Origin of the sequence: Streptococcus oralis (assembly GCF_003943825.1) — a bacterium.
Lineage (GTDB): Bacteria > Bacillota > Bacilli > Lactobacillales > Streptococcaceae > Streptococcus > Streptococcus oralis_CD.
This window is the reverse complement of record NZ_RJNJ01000001.1, coordinates 226,419-247,816: the sequence shown is the minus strand read 5'-3', so window position 1 is coordinate 247,816 and position 21,398 is coordinate 226,419. Positions and strand designations below refer to the sequence as shown.

The following is a 21,398-nucleotide window of genomic DNA, read 5'->3' as shown; positions in this document are numbered from 1 at the left end:
ATTTGAGTTTCAAACTATTACCTAAACAAGAGGGAGTGGGTTTCCCCAACTCCTTCTAGTAATATGTTAATTATTTTGTTTGCTCTTCAACGTAGGCAACCAAGTCACCAACTGTTTTCAAATTATCTTCTGCTTCGATTTGGATATCAAAAGCATCTTCGATTTCAGAGATTACTTGGAACAAGTCCAATGAATCTGCATCCAAATCATCAAAAGTAGATTCAAGTGTTACTTCTGATGCGTCTTTCCCAAGTTCTTCAACGATAATTTCTTGTACTTTTTCAAATACTGCCATGATAGGACTCCTTTAAAATATAAAAAATTTATAACTATGTGTTTACCACATGATTACCTAGATTGTAAGAATGAGTGTGCCCCATGTCAAACCTCCACCGAAGCCTGATAGGAGAATCGTCTGGCTACCATCTAAACGAATCTTGCCATTCTCCACACACTCTGAGAGCAAAATCGGGATACTTGCTGCACTGGTATTTCCATACTCCATCATATTGGCAGGAAGCTTGTCTCGGTCTACGCCGATCTTCTTAGCCATCTTATCCAAAATGCGGATATTTGCCTGATGAAGCAAGAGATAATCCAATTCCGATGCTGCGATTGGACCATTTTCAATGGTTTCTTTTATCGATCTAGCAACATCACGATTTGCAAAATCAAAAACTGCTCGTCCATCCATTTTCAAAAAAGCAGGAACTGCTTCTTGATCCGAGAAAGGAGAAGCCAAAGCCGTTTGACCATAGGTCAAACACTCGCTCCGAGAGCCATCTGTATAGAGACTTTCCACAAGGAAGTGACGTGTTTCGCTCGCTTCCAAGAGAACCCCACCAGCACCATCCCCAAAGAGAACAGCTGTCGAACGATCTGACCAATCAACTGCCTTGGATAAGGTTTCAGCCCCGATAACAATCCCTTTTTTTAACTGTCCAGAACTTAAAAACTTTTCTGCAGTTGAGAGAGCGAATACAAAGCCACTGCAAGCTGCTGTCAGATCAAAGGCGAAAGCTCTATGCGCTCCTATATTTGCCTGAACTCGAGCTGCTGTGGAAGGCATCATCGAGTCTGGGGTAATCGTCGCTACAATAATAAAATCAATCTGATCCGCTGTTAAGCTCCCTTTAGCCAACAAGCTCTTAGCTACTTCTGTCGCCAAATCACTTGTAGACTCTGTTTTTGAGATATGTCTCTGTTTAATTCCTGTCCGACTTGAAATCCACTCATCGCTTGTGTCCATGATTTGGGCTAAGTCATGATTAGTGACCACTTGCTCTGGAACATAATGAGCAACCTGGCTTATTTTTGCAAAAGCCATTATTTCAAATCCTCCAAAAATTGATAAAGGTTCGTTAAGCCTCTGCCCATGACTTCTTTTTCCTCAGGGCTCATGCCATCGATGATTTTTTCGACCATAGCCTTGTGGAATCGTTTATGAAGACGGTGAACCAAACGACCTTGCTTTGTCAAATGCAGATAGACCACTCGACGGTCTTGGTCAGAACGAATACGCTCAATATAACCTTTTCTCTCCAGGTTATTCAAACTCGTCGTCACTGTCCCAAGAGTTACCATCAGTTCTTTTGAAACCTTACTTGGCGTTGCCTCTGGAAACTTCCCAATCACATCGATCGTGTGCATTTCTTTGATGGAGATGTCTTTGAATCGACTACCTCGTAAGCTAACCTCCTCAATCACAAGGACGTTATTAAAAATAGATGTTAGATAATCATTTACTTGTTGGTAGTCCAAATCGTTTCCCTCCTCCTCAAAAAGCTTTTACAATCAAAACATTTGATAAAAGAAGTATAACAAACTTCAAAAAATTGTGCAAGTATTTTTTTACATTCCTGTAAATTTCGGTCTTCTTCTTTCAGAATGTGCTCGAACCCCTTCTTTAAAATCTTCAGTTAAAGATAACGATTCTTGTAGTTTCAATTCTAATTCAGCATAATTCTGCCAATCCTTGAATTGACTTTCCCAAACTAACTTTTTAATCGCTGCGTATGAGTTTGCTGAACCTCTTCTTAATTTTTTCAGAACTTGTTCTCTTGTTTTTTCTAATTTGTCAACTTCACAAACACGGTATACCACGCCCCATTCTAGCGCTTTTTCAGCAGTTAAGGCTTCACCTGTCATAGCAAGTTGTGCAGCCCGTGTTACCCCGATGCTACGACTCAAGAGATGAATCCCACCAGCGTCTGGGGCCAAGCCAACTCCGACAAAGGCTTGAATGAATTTTGCCTTATCAGTCGCCAAGCAAAAATCAACTGCTACTGCCATATTTGCTGCAGCACCAGCAACCGCTCCATCTACCTCCATCAAAACAGGTTTAGGAATTTGCTTGATTTTAAAAGAAATTGTATTGACTAATTCTGCAATCTTATTCAAAGATGGGATATCATCTTCATCTACTGCGCGTTTCATCTCAACCAAGTCTCCTCCAACTGAAAAGACCTTCCCATTCGCATTAATCAAGATGAACTGCACAGCTTGATCCTGCTCTGCTAGAGTCAAAGCTTCTAAAATTTCCTCACACATTGGGATATGGAAACCATTTGCCACTTCGGGACGATTCAACGTAATGATAGCCAGATCATCTACGATCTGATATAAGATATGATTCATAGCTTCTCCTTTTCTTTTATAAGGCAATAAAATTGTTTTATCATCAAAGTATACCTTTTTTTGGATAAAGAGGCAAGGAAAAACTAAAGGAAAGTGTCTCAGCTGATTATTTTCCCATTCATTATGAATGTGAGAGAAATTTTACACACTTACTTTTAAACTGTTATTGCTTTTCAGAATAAGTTAGTGTTTTCTTCTATTATAATAGGAAGTTATTTTCTTCATTGAAAAATACCCCTCTTTCTGCTATAATCGTATAAAATACTTACTTGAGGAGTCCTTATGAAGGTTGTAAAATTTGGCGGAAGCTCGCTTGCCTCTGCTGGTCAGTTAGAAAAAGTTTTAAACATCGTTAAAAGTGATAAAGAACGCCGTTTTGTAGTCGTTTCTGCACCCGGCAAACGCAATGCTGAAGATACCAAGGTGACCGATGCCTTGATCAAATACTATCGTGACTATGTGGCTGGAAATGACATCAGTGCTAGCCAAAGCTGGATCATTGACCGTTATGCCGCTATGGTTAGTGAACTAGGGTTAAAACCTGCTGTTTTAGAAAAAATCTCTAAAAGTATTCGGGCCTTGGCAACTCTTCCTATAGAGGACAATGAATTTCTCTATGATACCTTCCTAGCGGCTGGAGAAAATAACAATGCCAAATTGATTGCAGCCTACTTTAACCAAAACGGCATCGATGCACGCTATGTTCACCCAAGAGAAGCTGGGATTGTTGTCACAAGTGAACCAGGAAACGCACGCATCATTCCATCTAGTTATGACAAGATTGAAGGCTTGGCTGATAGCAACGAAGTCCTTGTCATCCCTGGTTTCTTTGGTGTGACTAAGGAAAATCAAATCTGTACTTTTTCACGTGGAGGTTCAGATATTACAGGTTCTATCATTGCAGCAGGTGTTAAGGCTGATCTCTATGAGAACTTTACAGACGTAGATGGTATCTTTGCTGCCCATCCTGGTATTATCCACCAACCACACTCCATTCCTGAATTAACCTACCGTGAAATGCGTGAGTTGGCTTACGCTGGATTCTCAGTCCTTCATGACGAAGCCCTTCTTCCTGCCTACCGAGGAAAAATTCCTCTTGTCATCAAGAATACCAACAACCCTGACCACCCAGGAACACGCATTGTTTTAGAACACAGTAGTGATAAATTCCCAGTAGTAGGGATTGCGGGTGACTCAGGATTCGTCAGCATCAACATGTCAAAATACCTCATGAACCGTGAAGTCGGGTTTGGTCGCAAGGTTCTTCAAATCCTTGAGGACCTCAACATCGGTTGGGAACACATGCCTACAGGTATTGACGATCTTTCAATCATCCTCCGCTCCCGCGAATTGACTCCTATCAAAGAAGAAGAAATTCTACGTCAACTCGTTCAAAAAGCTGAAGTGGACCATGCTGAAATCGAACATGACCTTTCCATCATTATGATTGTCGGAGAAAAGATGAAGAGCCATATCGGGGTAACTGCTACTGCAACACGGGCTTTGTCTGAGAATAAAATCAACATCCAGATGATGTCCCAAGGTTCAAGTGAAGTTTCCATCATGTTTGTTGTCAATAAAGAGCAAGAAAAAGCAGCTATCAAGGCTCTCTATCATGCCTTTTTCGGTGAAAGTAAGGAAGACTAATCATGGCCCAATCACTCAATCAAGCCATTGACCTCCAAACTACTGGGACATCTTACCTCTCTATCTCTGGAAAAGTTGGAAAATTTCTAGTTGGGGATCAAGCCTTAGAGTTTTATCCAGATGTCAATGTCGAACAATATATCCAAATCCCCTGGTCCAGCATTCAGCAAATCGGAGCCAACGTAAGTGGTCGCAAGATCAGCCGCCACTTTGAAGTCTTCACCGATCAAGGAAAATTCCTCTTTGCTTCAAAAGACTCTGGAGCTATCCTCAAAATCGCTCGGGAAAAATTAGGAAACGACAAGGTTGTGAAACTTCCGACTCTACTCCAGACCATTGGACAAAAACTTAAAAATCTATTTGCAAAAAAGTAGAAACTTTAGTATAATCATAGCAACGGATAAGTAAGTTATCTCCTTCTTTCAGAAAGTCTGCGGGTGCTGCGAGCAGATAGGAGGGATAGGTGAAATTCTACCGTTGTTCACAATTAAATACTCAATCAAGTGCACACCTGTGAAGTTGGATGGAACCGTGGCCCTGCCACTCCAACACTTTGTCAGGTGTGCTTTTTTCATAAAGGAGTTCTTATGTTAGATATTAAACGTATTCGCACAGATTTTGATGCTGTTGCTGAAAAATTAGCTACACGTGGTGTAGATGCTGCTATCTTAAATGAGATGAAAGAAATCGATGCTAAACGTCGTGACATCTTGGTCAAGGTTGAAACTCTCAAGGCAGAACGTAACACAGTTTCTGCTGAGATTGCCCAAGCCAAGCGAAACAAGGAAAATGCCGATGACAAGATTGCTGCTATGCAAACCCTATCTGCTGAAGTCAAAGCCTTGGATGCTGAATTGGCGGACATCGATGCTAAATTGACAGAATTTACCACTACTCTTCCAAACATCCCTGCCGACAGCGTTCCTGTTGGGGCTGATGAAGATGACAATGTGGAAGTTCGCCGTTGGGGGACTCCGCGCGAGTTTGAATTCGAACCAAAAGCTCACTGGGATCTTGGTGAAGACTTGGGTATCCTTGACTGGGAACGCGGTGGTAAAGTAACAGGCGCTCGCTTCCTCTTCTATAAAGGACTTGGGGCTCGTTTGGAACGTGCTATCTACAACTTCATGTTGGATGAGCATGGTAAAGAAGGCTATACGGAAGTTATCACACCTTACATTGTTAACCATGACTCAATGTTTGGTACTGGTCAATATCCAAAATTCAAGGAAGACACTTTTGAATTGAAAGACACTAATTATGTCCTCATTCCTACAGCTGAAGTGCCTTTGACAAATTACTACCGTGATGAAATCCTTGACGGTAAAGATCTACCAATCTACTTTACCGCTATGAGTCCATCTTTCCGTTCTGAGGCTGGTTCAGCTGGTCGTGATACACGTGGCTTGATTCGTCTGCACCAATTCCACAAGGTTGAAATGGTCAAATTTGCCAAACCAGAAGAATCTTATGAAGAATTAGAAAAAATGACAGCCAACGCTGAAAATATTCTTCAAAAACTCAACCTTCCATACCGTGTCGTTGCCCTCTCTACTGGGGACATGGGCTTCTCAGCTGCTAAGACTTACGACTTGGAAGTTTGGATTCCAGCCCAAAATACCTATCGTGAAATCTCAAGCTGTTCAAATACAGAAGATTTCCAAGCCCGTCGTGCCCAAATCCGTTACCGTGATGAAGCAGATGGCAAGGTGAAACTCCTTCACACCTTGAACGGTTCTGGACTTGCAGTTGGACGTACGGTTGCTGCCATTCTTGAAAACTACCAAAATGCAGATGGTTCTGTAACCATTCCAGAAGCACTTCGTCCATATATGGGTGGCGCTGAAGTTATCAAACCATAAAAAAAAGGCCTAGCTATTTCTAGCTAGACCTTTTTTCGTAACCAAATCAGATAAGCACCCAAGACAAAGAATAAAATAGTTAGGCAAATAACGGTTTCAGCCAAGACCAGATAATCCAGAAATGGAAGTTTCAAAATTCCCTGAGCCATCTTGAGCGAAGTGGCTGTGATAATGGTTGGGAAGGTGAGGGCTGAGAAGGCTGGTTGAAAGCCTTGTTTTAAAATATTGGGCAAGCGAATCAAAACGAAGATGAAAAATGACTGAGAGACAAGCATCAACAGTAGCAAGGCCCAGGTCGGAAGAGCAAGTCCACCGATACGTACTAAAGCAGCTAAGAGCAAAGAAAAAGGCGCACAGTAGATTCCTTCCTGTCCAAGCAAGGCCACTGGGAGTGGAGATTTCTTTAAATCGCTATAAATAAGCGGATAGAGATAGAAGGTCAAGACAAAACCAAAACTCAAGGTTGCATAGGCAATTTCAATGATACCGGCAAGAGGATAGGTCAAGGCTGCTACTGCTATCCCCACATAGAGTACCGTCCAGCTAGGAGTCGCATTGACCCTCCGACCTGGACAGGCAAATTTGATGGTAAAAGTAGCAATCAAAGCCAAATCCAAGAGAAATGAAAACCACCAGATCCCTTGTGCTACTATAGGAAGAGCAGGGAATACGCGAAAGACATAGGTCGATAAAATCATCCCAGCCATGGGAAAAGTGGCCATCCCAGACAAAAGAGGGGGCTTGGTCAATTCTTTCCTGGTTTCTTCCCAATTAAAAAGATGAAGAATCAGAAAGAAAATCCACAACACTAGACCAGTCAGACTCAATAAATGCGACAGAACAGGCAAAGTATCTGCAATCAGATTTCCTGCACCTGCTAAACCTAATAAACAGCCAGAGAATACCAAGGGGAGCTTTTTCATCCGAGCCTCCAATAATCATGTTATTATTAGTATAGCATAAAAGCGCTTAAAATAGCATAGAAAAATGAAGACTGGATTGCTCAGTCTTCATTTTTTCTTTCTGATTCGAACTAGGCATAATGTTGCAATTCTGGGTTAATAGGCGTATTGGCTAGGTTGTTGGCATAGTTGCAAAGGCTAGCAAGACTAACACCGAGAACCACGTCCAAGGCATTTTGTTGCGTGTAGCTAGCTTCCAAAAATTCACTAAGGGCTTCATCTCCTACACGCCCTTTGGTATTGATGACCGCCAAGGTAAACTTAGCTAGGGTGTCCAATTTAGGATCTGTTTCAATCGGAGTACGGTTGCGGAGGGCTTGAAGAAGATCATCATTCATCTGGATTTGTTTGATTGAAAAGGCTGTGTGACCTGCGACGCAGAAAGCACAACCATTGGTTACGGCAGCTGTGATTTGTACTACTTCGCGTTCCACTGGTGTCAGGCTATTGCGACGGTTGATAGCTCCGACAGTTCGGTAGGCTTCAAGCGCGGTTGGGGCATTGGCCAAGAGACCGATTAGGTTGGGAATATAGCCATTGTTATCTTTTTGTACTGTTTCAAGAACTTCTTTCACTTCTGCTGGTGCTGATTCTACTGTGTGGATGGTAAATGTTGTCATAAGAAACCTCTTTTCATTTTATTGTCATTTAGTCTATCATAGAATTTCACCCTTGGATAATATATATTTTCAATCGCCTTGATAGAAAATGTCTATGAAATGAAAAAAATCACACTAAAAGTGTGATTGGGTTAGTGTTTAAAATACTTTCTGGTTTCGGAAATAACGACTGGCGACAAGACCAAGAGGGCAATCAAGTTTGGTAAAGCCATCAAGGCATTGACGATGTCTGCGATAATCCAAACCATATCCAACTCGATAAATCCTCCCAACAAGACCATGACTACAAAGACTACACGGTAAAGCCAGATAAAACGAACACCGAAGAGAAACTCAAAACAGCGTTCTCCGTAGTAGTTCCATCCGAGAATCGTCGTAAAGGCAAAGAGTACAAGGAAGATGGTCAAAAGAGCAGGTCCAAAATGTGAAAAAACTGTAGAGAAGGCTGACTGAGTCAAGGCAACTCCATTCAAATCACCACTCCAAACACCAGTTACCAAGATTGTTAAACCAGTCAACGTACAGATAATAAGGGTATCAATAAAGGTTCCTGTCATGGAAATCAAGCCTTGCTCGACAGGCTCATTTGTCTTAGCCGCAGCCGCTGCAATGGGAGCAGAACCAAGACCAGATTCGTTAGAGAAGACTCCTCGCGCCACACCATTCTGGATAGCCATCCGAATGCTGGCACCTGCAAAACCGCCTACCGCAGCAGCTGGACTAAAGGCTGAAGTAAAGATGAGGGCAAGTGTGGCTGGGATTTTCTCGATATTAAAGAGAATAACTGTAAGAGTCCCTAAAATATAGACAATAGCCATAAAAGGAACAACTGCTGTCGAAACTTTTGATATGGATTTGAGGCCACCAAAGACGGCAATACCCACCAAAATGGATAAAATCAGAGCTGTGATAACTGGATCAACTTGGGCTGTATTTTGAATGGATTCTGTAATCGAATTGACTTGGGTAAAGGTACCAATCCCTAGAAGGGCTACCAATACACCCGCTAGGGCAAAGAAGATAGCAAGTGGACGCCACTTTTCTCCCATCCCCAAAAGGATGTAATGCATGGGTCCTCCAGCTACAGCTCCATTTGCATCCTTTGTGCGATATTTTATGGCTAGCAAGCCTTCAGCATACTTGGTCGCCATCCCAAAGAAGGCTGCCATCCACATCCAAAAGAGGGCTCCTGGTCCTCCAACCTTAATGGCTGTTGCGACCCCGATGATATTTCCCGTACCAACGGTGGCTGCTAGAGCCGTACAGAGAGCAGCAAAGCTCGACACATCGCCATGTCCCTTGTCCTTGATAAAGATCAACTGAAAGGCCTTTGGGAGACGAGCCACCTGCAAAAGTCCTAGTCGGATAGTCAAATAGATACCTGTTCCGACCAATAAGATCAAGAGGGGAGGCCCCCAAACGAAAGCATCAAGCGCTTTAAGCAATTCTAACATATCCTTCTCCTATCTTTCAACCCCAAAAGAAAGAGCACATGCAAGATACATGTACTCTGGAATGCTTAGATAAATGCCAAAAAGCGGTCTATCCTAGCTCTGTCCTTTTACCTGAGAGTTTGAGCAGTTACCTGCCTTGCCCCTTCGGTGCCTTTACGGTCTCTCCAGAGTTCCGTCCATTTACAGTCATGGAAAACAAACCTTTCTCCACTTCTATTAAACTTCATTCGGTGTTGGTATTTTATTTTTTATTATTCTACAAGAAAAGTTAGTCTTTGTCAATATATTCTATGAAAATTTTTGACCTTTCATTTCTTTTTTCAGAAAGAGCGAATCCTTCTTCTCTCTATCCTTTAAAGGTTACAATGGTGGCACCACTACCGCCAGCATTCTGTGGAGCATAGCCGAAAGTCTTAACATGTTTGTTTCTTTGTAGATATTTGGTGACTCCTTCACGGATGACACCTGTTCCGATACCATGGATGATATCGACTTGCGCCATGTTATTGAGCAGGGCTTGGTCGATAAAGGCGTCCAGCTCATTCATGGCCTCTTCGTACCGTTTGCCTCGGAGATCCAGTCTGGCTTGCGGACCACGACCAGAAGCACGTTTGACGACATTGACTTGTTTTTTCTTGACTGGGGCTTCTTGTTGGGCCTGAACAAGGTCAAATTCTTTCTCCTCCAAGGTCATCTTGATCAAGCCAACTTGGGCTTCCCAACGGCCGTCCTTAAGCTGATTGGTCAAGGTTCCACGTTGACCATAACTGAGGACCACAATGTCATCTCCCACCTTTGGAGCTCGTTTTTTCTTGGCCTTTTGAAGGACCTTGTTTTTAGACAAGTCGACTTTTTCAGGAGCCAGTTTTTTCAGTTTAGCCTTGGCTTCAATGATTTCATGGGGTTTGAGTTGAGACTTACTGTGAAGGTTCTTGAGAATCTGGTCACTTTCACTTAGAGCAAGTTCCACAATCTCGGCAGCCTGTTCACGCGCCTTGTTGAGCTCAGTTTCCTTTTCACGATTGAGTTCGTTATAGAGTTTTTTGAGTGCTCGGTTCATCTTGAGGTTTTCTTGCTCCACCTCACGGATATTGTCCAAGCGTTTACGGCTTTCAAGCGTTTGCTCTTCTAATTGTTCAATGATGCGATTGACATCATTATCTTGATTGACCTGCTGGCTGGCATCTCCTACGATGACATCTGACAGTCCTAGGCGTTTGGCAATTTCAAAGGCATTGCTTCGGCCAGGAACTCCCTGCATAAAGCGATAGGTCGGACGCAAGCTGGCTGTATCAAACTCCATGCTGGCATTTTGCACAAAAGCTGTCTCGATACCATAAGCCTTGAGTTCTGGATAGTGGGTCGTCGCCATGGTCTTGACCTGACGTAGACGAAGATCCTCCAGAATAGCCATAGCAAGGGCGGCTCCCTCTTGAGGATCGGTACCTGCCCCAAGCTCATCTAGTAACAAGAGCGAGTGCTGGTTGACCTTGCCAAGAATATCTACGATATTGGTCATGTGGCTGGAGAAGGTAGACAAACTCTGCTCAATAGACTGTTCATCGCCAATATCGGCGAAGATTTCCTCGAAAATACCGACACGGCTCCCCTTATCAGCTAAAATGGGCAAGCCAGATTGGGCCATGAGTTGAGTCAAGCCTAGGGTTTTGAGCATGATGGTCTTCCCACCAGTATTGGGACCTGTAATGACAATGGCCGTTAATTCCTTACCAAAGTGTACATCATTTGCAACAGCATTTTTGACCAAAGGATGGCGAACATGAAGGAGTTGAATCTCTTGATTCTCTGAAAGTTGAGGAACGACTGCTTGTCTTTCTTGGATGAAACGTACCTTGGCACGAATCAGATCCAGATGGCCGATGATCCAAGCGTCATTAGCAACCTCAGCAGCATGAGGACGAACCCGTTCCGATAGTTCCTGCAGGATGCGAATCATCTCATAGCGTTCGTCAGCTCGCAGACTAGCGATTTCTTCGCTCAGTTTCACGACCTCACGTGGCTCGATGTAGACCGTGTTTCCACTGGCAGAGATGTCATGGACAACACCTGCAATCTTATTGCGATAGGTGTTCTTTACTGGTAAAACTTGACGGCCATTTCTGCTAGCGATAATACCTTCCGTCAACATCTGAGATTTTTGTTTAAGTAAGTCTTGCAAGACATCTCGAACTTGACTCTCGCTATCATGGATTTTCCGACGGATGCGTGCTAGCTCTTCACTGGCGAAATTTTCGATAAATCCTGCATCATTTAGAGCTTGGAGACTTCCTTGCAAGTGTGGAAACTCATGCAGTTTTTCAAACCATCTCGCCAACTGCTCCAAGCGTACGTTTTCGAGATTGGTATAAAAGCCTTGCAACTCTCTGCTAGCCAGCAAGACCCGTTTTAGGAGCAGGAACTCCCCGATATTGAGGTCTGCTCCCATCTCCAGACGCTTACAAACCGCTGATATCTCACGCGTCGCTAGGATGGTAAAGTGAGGTTGCTCCACAAATAGAGCTTGCATTTCCTCCATCTCTGTAAAGGCTTGTTTGATCTTATCCACCTTAGCAGTTGGAGCCAAGCCTTTTAGCTCCTCTAATCCTTGTTCTGTCAAGAGATGCGGTTCAAACAAGGCTTTGATTTTATTAAATTCTAAGGTTTCTAGTATTTTTGTATTCATATTTTTTCCTTGTATACTGGTTTACAAGATTATAGCAACTAGAGGTTTTGACCTAGTCGTCCAATCTGTAAACAAAGGGCTAGGAAAAATCCCGCCCTTTTTATCCGATTAAATTTGTCACCCAGAGTTGTTTGATAAGGTTTGTCGTAAAAGGGACACTTTGGATGATGTGTTTGGCTACTGTACTTTTTTCGAGTGAATTTTGAATGACTGCCAGAGGCACTGTTGCAAGGATGGTCAAAGCCATTTGCAAGACAAATAAGGTTACCAATAGAGACAAAACGCCTGATCCGATACGCAACCATTTGACATCAAGCTTTTTAGTTGGAATCAAGTGCAGGAACAAACCGATAAAACGTCCGATAGTGTAGCAAATCCCAAAAACTAGAAGATAGGCTAGACCTGCATAAAAGACCTTGTCTAGATGAAAAAGCTGGTCTGAAGGGAAGAAAAAGGTGCCCTGTCCTTCCTGAGGATTGGCATAAGGGACAAGTAAGTGGAAGTGATCTCCCAATGATTTATAAAACTGTCCCGCAACAAAGGCTGAAATCACTGCCACGAGGAAATAATAAACTTGCAGGACCAAACCTCTACGGTAGCCGATGTAAAAGCCCCAAGCCAGAACCAATAAGAGTAGGATTGAAATCATAGGGAGTCCTCAATCTTGCTCTGTTCTTGTTTGACAGCAATCAACTTGTGGCGGAGTTCTAACAACTCTTGCTCCTTGTCATCAAATTCAATTTCACGATTGAGTTGTGTAGACAGACAATTAACCGCCAAAAGAAGCGCAATGGTTTCATCATCCGCCCCAGGCATTTGTTCTTTAATTGCTTGGTATTTTTCAGTCGCAACCTTGGCAATTTCCTCCATAAAGAGGTTGTCATGCTCGGTTGTCAAGGTTAATGTCTTTTTCCCGAATGTAAACTTATATCGATTTAGATTTGCCATAAAATTCACCTCACGATATTATACCAAATTTCGCTAATTTTGTCAGTTTTTACCAATTCTCCTGCTTTTGTGGTACAATAGAGACTATGGCAAGTATCACACTCATACCAAGTGAACAGGAAATTCAGAGCTTTTTAAGTCAGTATCAGAAGGCTCTCAGTCCTAGTAAAAATCCTTATATTCGCTATTTTTTGAGACTGCCTCAGGCAACAGTTTCCATCTATACTTCTGGAAAAGTCCTCCTGCAGGGCGAAGCTGCTGAGCACTACGCCAATTTCTTTGGCTACCAAGTTCAACAAGAAAACAGTGGACAAGATTTCCCTATGATTGGGACTGATGAGGTGGGAAATGGTTCCTACTTTGGTGGACTGGCTGTCGTGGCTTCCTTCGTGACACCTGACCAGCATAACTTCTTACGAGAACTCGGGGTGGGGGATTCCAAGACTCTGACAGACCAAAAGATTCGTCAGATTGCCCCTATCCTTAAAGAAAAGGTCCAGCACCAAGCGCTCCTTCTTTCACCGAGCAAGTACAACGAAGTTATTGGAGAGCGTTACAATGCTGTTTCTGTAAAGGTTGCCCTTCACAATCAGGCTATCTTTCTCCTTCTAAAAAAAGGAGTCCAGCCAGAAAAAATCGTGATTGATGCTTTTACAAGTCCTAAAAACTATGACAAGTACTTGGCGCAAGAAGCCAACCGTTTTCCAAACAAAATTAGCTTAGAAGAAAAAGCCGAGGGAAAATACCTGGCTGTTGCAGTTAGCTCCATCATCGCGCGGGATCTCTTCCTCGAAAACTTGGAAAATCTAGGACGAGAACTAGGCTATCAACTGCCAAGTGGCGCTGGGACTGCATCAGATAAGGTTGCTAGCAAAATCCTTCAGGCCTATGGCATGAAAGGACTTCATTTCTGTGCCAAACTGCATTTTAAAAACACTGAAAAAGCCAAAACACTTCTAGAAAGGTAAATTATGAATTCGTTTAAAACATTTCTAAAAGAATGGGGAGTTTTCTTCCTCATTATCGCACTGGTCGGTCTTAGCCGTATCTTTCTTTGGAGCAATGTCCGTGTAGAAGGACACTCTATGGACCCTACCCTAGCTGACGGAGAGGTTCTCTTCGTTGTTAAACACCTCCCAATTGACCGCTTCGACATTGTGGTTGCGCATGAGGAAGACGGAAATAAAGACATTGTCAAAAGGGTCATCGGCATGCCTGGAGATACCATCCGCTACGAAAATGACAAACTCTTTATCAACGGTGAAGAAACGGATGAACCCTACCTAGCTGAATATCTCAACTTGTTCAAAACAGAAAAGTTGCAAAACACCTATACTGGAAAAGGATTTGAAGGCAATAAGGGAGTTTACTTTAGAGAACTTGCTCAAAAAGCACAAGCCTTTACGGTCGATGTCAATTCCAATACCAGCTTCAGCTTTACTGTCCCTCAAGGTGAGTACCTTCTCCTTGGTGACGATCGTCTAGTCTCTAGCGACAGCCGCCACGTTGGTACCTTTAAGGCCAGCGATATAAAAGGTGAAGCAAAATTCCGTTTCTGGCCACTTAACCGTATCGGAACATTTTAAGATAAGGAAGAGGCCGAGAATGCTAAGTCTCAGTCTCTTTTTCTATTGCGAGAAGAAGACCTTTTAGTCTCCTAGCTTGTTGAAAGAAGCTAAGGGTCCAACTCTCACGAACTCATGTAAAGGAAACCTATGGAAGTTTATTTTTCAGGCACCATTGAACGCATTATTTTTGAAAATCCCAGTAATTTTTATCGCATTATCCTCCTAGATATCGAAGATACGGACGCAGAGGACTTTGACGATTTTGAAATCATCGTTACAGGAACCATGGCGGACGTGATTGAGGGTGAAGACTACACTTTTTGGGGGCAAATCGTTCAGCACTCCAAGTATGGGGAACAGCTACAGATCAGTCGTTATGAGCGGGCAAAACCAACTAGCAAGGGCCTCGTCAAGTACTTTTCCAGTAGCCATTTCAAAGGAATTGGTCTCAAAACGGCCCAAAAAATCGTTGATAGCTATGGTGACAATACCATTGACGAAATTCTGGAACATCCTGAAAAGCTAGAAGGCATCTCAGGACTCTCTGCCAAAAACCGTGAGGCTTTTGTTTCCACTCTTCGTCTTAACTACGGAACCGAGATGGTCTTAGCAAAACTAGCTAACTACGGCATTCCCAATAAACTGGCCTTTCAGATTCAAGACTTTTACAAGGAAGAAACGCTGGATATTGTCGAAAACTATCCCTACCAGCTGGTCGAGGATATCAAAGGATTAGGCTTTACCATTGCTGACCAATTAGCTGCCGAACTAGGCATCGAAAGTCAAGCTCCTGAGCGCTTCCGCGCTGGCCTTGTCCACAGTCTCTTTCAAGGCTGTATGGATACGGGCGATACCTATATGGAAGCCCGAGATTTGCTGGAACAAACCCTGACTCTCCTAGAGTCTTCCCGTCCCGTGGAACTCGATCCCAGCCAAGTTGCTCAGGAACTCTCCCATCTGATTGAAGAAGACAAGGTTCAGCAGATTGATACCAAAATCTTTGATAACAGCCTCTTTTTCGCTGAAGAAGGCATTCGCAGTCACTTGGTTCGTATCCTTGAAAAAGGAAAGAAACAAAGTCAGGATCTAGAAACCATTCACAAGCATATCGCTAGTGTTGAGGAAGAACTGGGTATCCAATACGATACCATCCAAAAACAGGCTATCTGCGACGCTATCCAGAACAAGGTCTTTATCCTAACAGGTGGACCTGGTACTGGTAAAACGACTGTTATCAATGGGATTATCGCTGTTCATGCCCTTTTAGAAGGGCTTGATCTCAGGAAAAAAAGCAACTTACCTATCCTTCTAGCAGCTCCAACTGGTCGAGCGGCTCGGCGCATGAATGAATTGACAGGTTTGCCTAGCGCGACCATACACCGTCATTTGGGGATGACGGGAGACGATGATACCAGTCATCTAGAAGATTATCTGGATGCCGACTTTATCATCGTGGATGAGTTTTCTATGGTGGACACTTGGCTAGCTAACCAACTCTTCTCCAATATCTCTTCTAACAGCAAAATCCTCATCGTGGGCGATAGCGACCAGCTACCTTCTGTTAGTCCCGGACAAGTCCTTGCTGACCTGCTCCAGATACCCCTGATTCCGCAGACGCGTTTGGAACGGATTTACCGTCAGAGTGAAGAATCAACTATCGTCACCTTGGCGAGTCAGATTCGACAAGGCATTTTGCCAGCTGACTTTACCCAGAAAAAGGCAGACCGTTCCTACTTTGAAATTGCTAGTGGCCATATCCCAGCTACGATTGAGAAAATTCTTGGTGCTGCCCTCAGAAGTGGCATTCCGGCTCGCGATATTCAGGTGCTAGTGCCTATGTATCGAGGAACTGCTGGTATTGACGCCATCAACCAACTCATGCAAGACCTGCTCAATCCTCAGCAAAAGGGGCAAGTGAGCTTTGAAGCAACTCAGTGTCACTATCGAACAGGGGACAAGGTCATTCACCTAGTCAACGACGCCGAAGTCAATGTCTTTAACGGAGACCTAGGCTACATCACAGACCTGATTCCTGGAAAATACACCGAGTCTAAGCAAGACGAGATTTTCATTGATTTTGATGGCAATGAGGTCATCTACCCACGTAACGAATGGTACAAGATTCGACTAGCCTATGCTATGAGCATTCATAAGTCTCAGGGAAGTGAGTTTCCTGTTGTCATCCTGCCCATCACCAGTGCTAGCAAGCGCATGCTGGAGCGAAATCTCATCTACACAGCCATTACACGCGCCAAAAGCAAACTTATCTTACTTGGTGAATTACAGGCTTTCGACTATGCAGTCAAGCATATCGGGACTGCTCGCAAGACCTATCTGATTGAGCGTTTCAGTGATTTAATTGAAACTAATATTGAAGAAAGCAAACAAGCTTTCTTTGAAACTGCCACATCAAGTGACTCTGAACAATCCTACATCCTCACCGAGGAAAACTGGTCTAGCATCCCCACCATGATTGGAATTACAGACGCAGACCTCAAAGAGATTTTTGGAAAATAGTGCAGCAGAAAACCCACCTAGTCAGGTGGGCTTTTTCTCTTTTAAGATTATTTTACTGTTGCAGTGCTTGTGATCAATTCAACAGCTTTTTTGATAGTGATATCGTGTTTCAACATGTCAGCTGAAAGCAAGTTTTGAACTTGGGCCACTTCCATGTTGTAATCTGCAGCCAATTGCTCGATTTCTTTTTGGATTTCTTCTTCTGAAGCGTCAAATCCTTCAGCCTTGGCAACTGCTTCGATAACAAGGTTAGTCTTCGTACGTGACTCAGCTTCTGCTTCGTATTGTTTGTGAAGGTCTTCTTGAGTAGTTCCAGTGATTTGGAAGTACATGTCAGGGTTGATCCCTTGGCGTTGCAAGTTTCCAAGGAATTCATTTACTGAACGGTGAACTTCTTCGTGGATCATTTCTTCTGGAAGTTCTACGATTTCAGCGTTTTCTACAGCTTTATCGATTGCTGCGCCTTCAACGGCATCTTTGTATGCTTCTTCTTTCGCAGCAGTCAATTCTTTGCGGTATTTTTCTTTCAATTCGTCAAGAGTTTCCACTTCTTCGTCGATGTCTTTTGCAAGTTCATCATCAAGAGCTGGAACTTCTTTTGCTTTTACTTCGTGAATAGTTGTTACGAATTTAGCTTCTTTACCTGCAAGGTCTTCTGCTTGGTAGTCTTCTGGGAATGTTACAACAACATCAACAGTTTCGCCAGCTGAGTGTCCAACCAATTGGTCTTCGAAACCAGGGATGAATTGACCTGATCCAAGTCCAAGTGAGAAGTTTTCACCTTTTCCACCGTCAAATTCAACACCGTCGATAGAACCAACGAAGTCAATCACAACAGTGTCGCCATTTTCAGCAGCGCCTTCTTTGATAACCAATTCAGCCAAGTTGTTGCGTTCGCGTTCGATACGTTCTTCAACGTCAGCGTCTGTCACTTCTTTTTCTACATCCACTGATACTTCAAGGTTTTTGTAGTCACCCAATTTTACTTCAGGTTTTGTCACGACTTCAGCTGTGATAACCCAGTCTTGACCTTTTTCCATTGAAGTTACGTCAATTTTTGGTTGCGCAACGACTTCAAGACCAGCTTCTTTTACCGCAGCTTCATAAGCATTTGGCAAAAGTGCGTTCATTGCATCTTGATAAAGAGCTTCTTCACCAAATTTTTGGTCGAAGATAGGGCGTGGAAGGTGACCTTTACGGAAACCAGGAACATTAAGAGTTTTCTTTACTGAGTTAAATACACGGTCCAATTCTGGTTTGATTTGGTCTTGAGAGATTGTGAAAGTCAAGACACCACGGTTTGTTTCTTTGTTTTCAAATGATACAGACATTCTGTCATTTCTCCTTAAAATTTTTAATACAGTCCATTATACCATATAATAGCGACTTTTTTCAAGTAATGAATGCGCTTTTCAATAGTGCTAGAGGTACTTGCTCGCTTCCTTAATACTAAGTTCAGCCATTCTCATCTTATTTTTTTCAATAAAACGTGCTACCCATTCGGGATTGGTTTTAGAGTAGTCTCTTAGAGCCCAGCCGATGGCTTTGTTGATAAAAAATTCTGTCTGGTCCAGATTGTTGATCAGAATCTTTTCCATCAGTTGGACATTTGTTTTCTCTTTCCTTAACAACTGGTGATCAATAGCCACACGTCTCAACCAGATATTGTCTGAGAGGCTCCATTTTAAAAGCACTTCTTCAAGTTCCGGATGGTTAGCTACCAAACTTCCTACTACTCGATCTAGGATATCTACCGTATCCCACCAGGACTTGGTCACGACCAGGCGCTCAAGCTCAGGCAAATCATCCTTCGTTAGATAAGACTGCATAGCTTTCAAATAGTTGGCAGCTACATATTGGTATTCTCTAGCATCCTTTCCCCAGCAAGTGTCTACAAAATCCCAATCGATGAGCTTTGTTTTTTTCGCTTCTGGAAAATACTTTTTATAGAGGGCGTTTCTTTCAGGACCTGCAATCCCTAAAAAGGGAAATTGATGGCGCATATAGGCTTCCATGAGGCCTGCCTTTTTCGGATCTTTTGCTGCTTCTAACTCCTCAAGTAAATCTACAAGACTCATCTAAAAGTCCTCCTGCCCAACCAAGTGGTGCTGAAAGGCATAGACCGCCGCCTGAGTGCGATCGCTGACCTCAAGCTTGGCTAGGATGTTGGACACATGGGTCTTGACCGTCTTGAGAGAGATAAAGAGTTCATCTGCAATGCGTTGATTTTCGTAGCCCTTGGCAATGAGTTGAAGTACGTCTCGCTCACGCGCAGTCAGCTCCTCATGAAGTTCCATATGATTGCGGTGGTATTCGACCTTCTTGCTGACCTCTTGTTCAATGGCCAGCTCGCCAGCAGCCACCTTACGAACAGCATGGAGCAATTCATCTGCACTTGAAGTCTTAAGCATATAGCCTTTGGCACCAGCATTCAAGACTGGCATGATTTTTTCATTGTCCAAGTAAGAGGTGACAATTAATATCTTGGCTTCAGGCCATTCTTTGAGGATGGCCAAGGTTGCATCAATCCCATTCATCTCAGGCATGACGATATCCATGACAATGACATCTGGACGCAGTTCCAAGGCCAAGTCAATACCTTGAGCCCCATTGGCCGCCTCGCCCACAACTTCTACATCGTCTTGGAGGTCAAAGTAGCTTTTCAAACCCAATCGGACCATTTCATGGTCATCTACCAGTAAAATTTTCATCTCTACTCCTTTATGATTCCTTGTCTAGCAGGGGAATACGGATATCAACCGCCAGCCCTTGCTTTGGAGCTGTCAAGAGTTGAACCGTTCCTGCCATATCTTCGACCCGCTCCTTGATATTTCGCAGTCCATAACTCAAGTCATCTAAACTCCCTAACTGGAAACCAATCCCATTGTCCACCACCTTCAGCTGCAATTCAACATCTGTCTGATAGAGATAGACATCTAAACAAGATGCCTGGGCATGACGGAGGGTATTGCTGATCAACTCCTGCAAAATACGGAATATGTGCTCCTCGATTTTCTTAGGTAATTTAGACACATTTTGCTTGAGACTAACCTTGAGATCACTCTTGTCCTCAAGCTCTTTTAAGAGGATTTGAATCCCCTCAATCAAACTCTTCTCTTCCAACTCAACAGGTCGCAAATGTAGGAGCAAGACCCGCAAATCTTTCTGGGCTGTCTCTAGGATGGCCGCGACACTTTGCAACTGGGTCTGCATCTTTTCTCTATCCAGCTTCAAAGCCTGCTGACTGACACCTGATAAAATCATATGGGCTGCAAACAACTCCTGACTAACTGTATCATGTAAGTCACGTGCTATCCGCTTCCGTTCTTTCTCGATGATTGCTTCTTCCTTGACCAGGCTTTGATTTTCAGCCTTTTGAACAGCCTCTGTCAAGAGGTTGAGCTTGCCAGACAAGGACTTAAAACTGGCGTCCAAGTCTGGATCTGCAAAAGAAACGACCTCTTTTCCTGCTAACAAGCGTTTGAGATTGACCTGCATTTTTCTGCGAGAAATTTCTTCCATCACCCGCCAAAAGAGGACAAAAAAGAAGGTCATGGAAAGGCTAAAGACCAAAATCAAGAAGATGAGTTTTTCTGCCTTCTCAATATCTTGTAGTGAATAGGACCAATCAAGATTGAGAATATCAAGTAGACTATTGGTCAAAAAGAGGATAAAGAGGAAAGAAGTCAGGCCGATTAACAGATAAGATTGCTTTTTCATCCTCTGACCACCTCCACATCGCCAACCATAGTAGTTAGGAAAATCTTGACGCTCTTGTTACTCTTTAGATAGTCCCTGGTTTCCTGATGATAGTGTTCATTGCGAAGGGATTTCTTAGGTTGATGAAGGAAGGTAAGATCTCCATAGAGGCAGTTGACACTGAGGCTGATTTCCACATCTACAGGTACTATAATTCTAGTCGTTCCGACCATCTTTCTAAGGATAATGACATTGTCATGATTAGTTAGAATAACTCTTTCCAAATGAATGGTGTCCTTGCCCATGAGACGAAAGAGGTTGATATCGTCAAACTGGCAGGTCTGATGGCTAGAGAAATGATGGAGATTACCAAACCAAGGATTGCGTTCATTTTTAACCGTCACCACTTCTTCAAAGACCAAATCCGTCTCCTCTCTTTCTTGATTCATCATTGGATAGAGAAGAAAGAGGCTGTATATGACCGCCACAAAGATCGCTAAAATCACAAAGGGATTGAGCATGACGATGAAAAAGAAAAGAATAGTCGCTACAAGGAGGAAGACGTTGTTGCCTTCCTTGCCTGTATAATAGCGCAGCAAGAGCAAAAAGAGGAATAGAATCAGCAGAAAACGCGAAAAATGCTCTGATACCATCAAAATCAGAGCTCCCGTCAACAGACAGGCTTCAATAAATAAAAAGATTTGAAATTTTTTCATAGACGCATCCTCTCCCTTCTATTTTATCACAATTCAAAAAAGTCACCTCGGTCTGAGGATGGAAAAAGGAGATAGGACAGAAATC

General features: G+C 43.2%; 21 protein-coding genes and 1 riboswitch. Of the genes, 6 read left to right on the top strand and 15 right to left on the bottom strand.

Annotated features, from left to right (window positions below):
* Positions 1-70 precede the first annotated feature (70 nt).
* The 4 genes from D8863_RS01130 to D8863_RS01115 form a co-directional block, all read right to left on the bottom strand.
* Positions 71-295: an acyl carrier protein gene (locus tag D8863_RS01130; RefSeq protein WP_000257840.1), complete on the bottom strand. Its 225-nt coding sequence runs from the start codon at positions 293-295 to the stop codon at positions 71-73.
* Between the two features lie 57 nt (positions 296-352).
* The gene (locus D8863_RS01125) at positions 353-1,327 is read right to left on the bottom strand and encodes a beta-ketoacyl-ACP synthase III (protein ID WP_125440832.1); all 975 of its coding nucleotides are present in this window, start codon (positions 1,325-1,327) and stop codon (positions 353-355) included.
* Entirely contained in the window at positions 1,327-1,761 is a 435-nt protein-coding gene (gene fabT, locus D8863_RS01120; protein ID WP_000386338.1) for a fatty acid biosynthesis transcriptional regulator FabT, read from the bottom strand. Before fabT ends, D8863_RS01125 begins: the two co-directional genes overlap by 1 nt.
* Before the next feature lie 90 nt (positions 1,762-1,851).
* Positions 1,852-2,637, bottom strand: a complete 786-nt coding sequence (locus D8863_RS01115) for an enoyl-CoA hydratase (protein WP_001015588.1) — start codon at positions 2,635-2,637, stop codon at positions 1,852-1,854.
* Between the two features lie 282 nt (positions 2,638-2,919).
* Between D8863_RS01115 and D8863_RS01110 the strand changes: the two genes are divergently transcribed.
* The 3 genes from D8863_RS01110 to serS all read left to right on the top strand — a co-directional run bounded on the left by D8863_RS01110 (position 2,920) and on the right by serS (position 6,146).
* Positions 2,920-4,284, top strand: coding sequence for an aspartate kinase (locus D8863_RS01110; protein WP_000869634.1), 1,365 nt, complete (start codon positions 2,920-2,922; stop codon positions 4,282-4,284).
* A gap of 2 nt (positions 4,285-4,286) precedes the next feature.
* Entirely contained in the window at positions 4,287-4,658 is a 372-nt protein-coding gene (locus tag D8863_RS01105; protein WP_084971793.1) for a DUF956 family protein, read from the top strand.
* A gap of 213 nt (positions 4,659-4,871) precedes the next feature.
* Positions 4,872-6,146: a serine--tRNA ligase gene (gene serS / locus D8863_RS01100; protein ID WP_125440831.1), complete on the top strand. Its 1,275-nt coding sequence runs from the start codon at positions 4,872-4,874 to the stop codon at positions 6,144-6,146.
* A 23-nt stretch (positions 6,147-6,169) separates the two neighbouring features.
* On the opposite strand, the gene D8863_RS01095 is transcribed toward serS, so the two are convergent.
* From D8863_RS01095 to zapA, 6 genes are all read right to left on the bottom strand, one after another.
* On the bottom strand, positions 6,170-7,069 hold the full coding sequence (locus D8863_RS01095; protein ID WP_125440830.1) for a TDT family transporter: 900 nt from the start codon (positions 7,067-7,069) through the stop codon (positions 6,170-6,172).
* A gap of 110 nt (positions 7,070-7,179) precedes the next feature.
* Positions 7,180-7,728, bottom strand: coding sequence for a carboxymuconolactone decarboxylase family protein (locus D8863_RS01090; protein ID WP_125440829.1), 549 nt, complete (start codon positions 7,726-7,728; stop codon positions 7,180-7,182).
* A gap of 131 nt (positions 7,729-7,859) precedes the next feature.
* Positions 7,860-9,182, bottom strand: coding sequence for an alanine/glycine:cation symporter family protein (locus tag D8863_RS01085; protein WP_125440828.1), 1,323 nt, complete (start codon positions 9,180-9,182; stop codon positions 7,860-7,862).
* Between the two features lie 89 nt (positions 9,183-9,271).
* Positions 9,272-9,360: riboswitch (glycine riboswitch) on the bottom strand.
* Between the two features lie 168 nt (positions 9,361-9,528).
* On the bottom strand, positions 9,529-11,865 hold the full coding sequence (locus D8863_RS01080) for an endonuclease MutS2 (RefSeq protein WP_125440827.1): 2,337 nt from the start codon (positions 11,863-11,865) through the stop codon (positions 9,529-9,531).
* Positions 11,866-11,965: 100 nt separating this feature from the next.
* Positions 11,966-12,514: a CvpA family protein gene (locus D8863_RS01075; protein ID WP_000623540.1), complete on the bottom strand. Its 549-nt coding sequence runs from the start codon at positions 12,512-12,514 to the stop codon at positions 11,966-11,968.
* The gene (gene zapA / locus D8863_RS01070; protein ID WP_000002028.1) at positions 12,511-12,813 is read right to left on the bottom strand and encodes a cell division protein ZapA; all 303 of its coding nucleotides are present in this window, start codon (positions 12,811-12,813) and stop codon (positions 12,511-12,513) included. The genes D8863_RS01075 and zapA overlap by 4 nt, the downstream gene beginning before the upstream one ends.
* An 86-nt stretch (positions 12,814-12,899) precedes the next feature.
* Here zapA and rnhC point away from each other — a divergent pair, with 86 nt between their 5' ends.
* From rnhC to recD2, 3 genes are all read left to right on the top strand, one after another.
* Positions 12,900-13,781, top strand: a complete 882-nt coding sequence (rnhC, locus tag D8863_RS01065; RefSeq protein WP_125440826.1) for a ribonuclease HIII — start codon at positions 12,900-12,902, stop codon at positions 13,779-13,781.
* A gap of 3 nt (positions 13,782-13,784) precedes the next feature.
* Positions 13,785-14,399: a signal peptidase I gene (gene lepB, locus D8863_RS01060; RefSeq protein ID WP_001083990.1), complete on the top strand. Its 615-nt coding sequence runs from the start codon at positions 13,785-13,787 to the stop codon at positions 14,397-14,399.
* A gap of 129 nt (positions 14,400-14,528) precedes the next feature.
* Positions 14,529-16,898 (top strand): SF1B family DNA helicase RecD2, encoded by a 2,370-nt coding sequence (recD2, locus tag D8863_RS01055; protein ID WP_125440825.1) that lies wholly within the window; start codon positions 14,529-14,531, stop codon positions 16,896-16,898.
* A gap of 47 nt (positions 16,899-16,945) precedes the next feature.
* Here recD2 and tig read toward each other — a convergent pair whose 3' ends face one another.
* From tig to liaF, 5 genes are all read right to left on the bottom strand, one after another.
* Positions 16,946-18,229 carry a trigger factor gene (gene tig, locus D8863_RS01050; protein ID WP_000116506.1) on the bottom strand — a complete coding sequence of 428 codons (1,284 nt, stop codon included), beginning with the start codon at positions 18,227-18,229 and terminating at the stop codon, positions 16,946-16,948.
* A gap of 90 nt (positions 18,230-18,319) precedes the next feature.
* The gene (locus D8863_RS01045) at positions 18,320-18,976 is read right to left on the bottom strand and encodes a DNA alkylation repair protein (RefSeq protein ID WP_125440824.1); all 657 of its coding nucleotides are present in this window, start codon (positions 18,974-18,976) and stop codon (positions 18,320-18,322) included.
* The gene (locus D8863_RS01040; RefSeq protein ID WP_000698404.1) at positions 18,977-19,609 is read right to left on the bottom strand and encodes a response regulator transcription factor; all 633 of its coding nucleotides are present in this window, start codon (positions 19,607-19,609) and stop codon (positions 18,977-18,979) included. It lies immediately after the preceding gene.
* 10 nt (positions 19,610-19,619) lie between these two features.
* Positions 19,620-20,618, bottom strand: coding sequence for an envelope stress sensor histidine kinase LiaS (locus D8863_RS01035; RefSeq protein ID WP_061426770.1), 999 nt, complete (start codon positions 20,616-20,618; stop codon positions 19,620-19,622).
* On the bottom strand, positions 20,615-21,313 hold the full coding sequence (gene liaF / locus D8863_RS01030; protein ID WP_000714488.1) for a cell wall-active antibiotics response protein LiaF: 699 nt from the start codon (positions 21,311-21,313) through the stop codon (positions 20,615-20,617). Before liaF ends, D8863_RS01035 begins: the two co-directional genes overlap by 4 nt.
* Positions 21,314-21,398: the final 85 nt, after the last annotated feature.

Bases quoted from the DNA above. Each gene is read 5' to 3' on its own strand.
- D8863_RS01130 (WP_000257840.1), bottom strand. From the start codon at position 295: ATGGCAGTATTTGAAAAAGTACAAGAAATTATCGTTGAAGAACTTGGG.
- D8863_RS01125 (WP_125440832.1), bottom strand. From the start codon at position 1,327: ATGGCTTTTGCAAAAATAAGCCAGGTTGCTCATTATGTTCCAGAGCAA.
- D8863_RS01115 (WP_001015588.1), bottom strand. From the start codon at position 2,637: ATGAATCATATCTTATATCAGATCGTAGATGATCTGGCTATCATTACG.
- D8863_RS01110 (WP_000869634.1), top strand. From the start codon at position 2,920: ATGAAGGTTGTAAAATTTGGCGGAAGCTCGCTTGCCTCTGCTGGTCAG.
- D8863_RS01105 (WP_084971793.1), top strand. From the start codon at position 4,287: ATGGCCCAATCACTCAATCAAGCCATTGACCTCCAAACTACTGGGACA.
- serS (WP_125440831.1), top strand. From the start codon at position 4,872: ATGTTAGATATTAAACGTATTCGCACAGATTTTGATGCTGTTGCTGAA.
- D8863_RS01095 (WP_125440830.1), bottom strand. From the start codon at position 7,069: ATGAAAAAGCTCCCCTTGGTATTCTCTGGCTGTTTATTAGGTTTAGCA.
- D8863_RS01090 (WP_125440829.1), bottom strand. From the start codon at position 7,728: ATGACAACATTTACCATCCACACAGTAGAATCAGCACCAGCAGAAGTG.
- D8863_RS01085 (WP_125440828.1), bottom strand. From the start codon at position 9,182: ATGTTAGAATTGCTTAAAGCGCTTGATGCTTTCGTTTGGGGGCCTCCC.
- D8863_RS01080 (WP_125440827.1), bottom strand. From the start codon at position 11,865: ATGAATACAAAAATACTAGAAACCTTAGAATTTAATAAAATCAAAGCC.
- D8863_RS01075 (WP_000623540.1), bottom strand. From the start codon at position 12,514: ATGATTTCAATCCTACTCTTATTGGTTCTGGCTTGGGGCTTTTACATC.
- zapA (WP_000002028.1), bottom strand. From the start codon at position 12,813: ATGGCAAATCTAAATCGATATAAGTTTACATTCGGGAAAAAGACATTA.
- rnhC (WP_125440826.1), top strand. From the start codon at position 12,900: ATGGCAAGTATCACACTCATACCAAGTGAACAGGAAATTCAGAGCTTT.
- lepB (WP_001083990.1), top strand. From the start codon at position 13,785: ATGAATTCGTTTAAAACATTTCTAAAAGAATGGGGAGTTTTCTTCCTC.
- recD2 (WP_125440825.1), top strand. From the start codon at position 14,529: ATGGAAGTTTATTTTTCAGGCACCATTGAACGCATTATTTTTGAAAAT.
- tig (WP_000116506.1), bottom strand. From the start codon at position 18,229: ATGTCTGTATCATTTGAAAACAAAGAAACAAACCGTGGTGTCTTGACT.
- D8863_RS01045 (WP_125440824.1), bottom strand. From the start codon at position 18,976: ATGAGTCTTGTAGATTTACTTGAGGAGTTAGAAGCAGCAAAAGATCCG.
- D8863_RS01040 (WP_000698404.1), bottom strand. From the start codon at position 19,609: ATGAAAATTTTACTGGTAGATGACCATGAAATGGTCCGATTGGGTTTG.
- D8863_RS01035 (WP_061426770.1), bottom strand. From the start codon at position 20,618: ATGAAAAAGCAATCTTATCTGTTAATCGGCCTGACTTCTTTCCTCTTT.
- liaF (WP_000714488.1), bottom strand. From the start codon at position 21,313: ATGAAAAAATTTCAAATCTTTTTATTTATTGAAGCCTGTCTGTTGACG.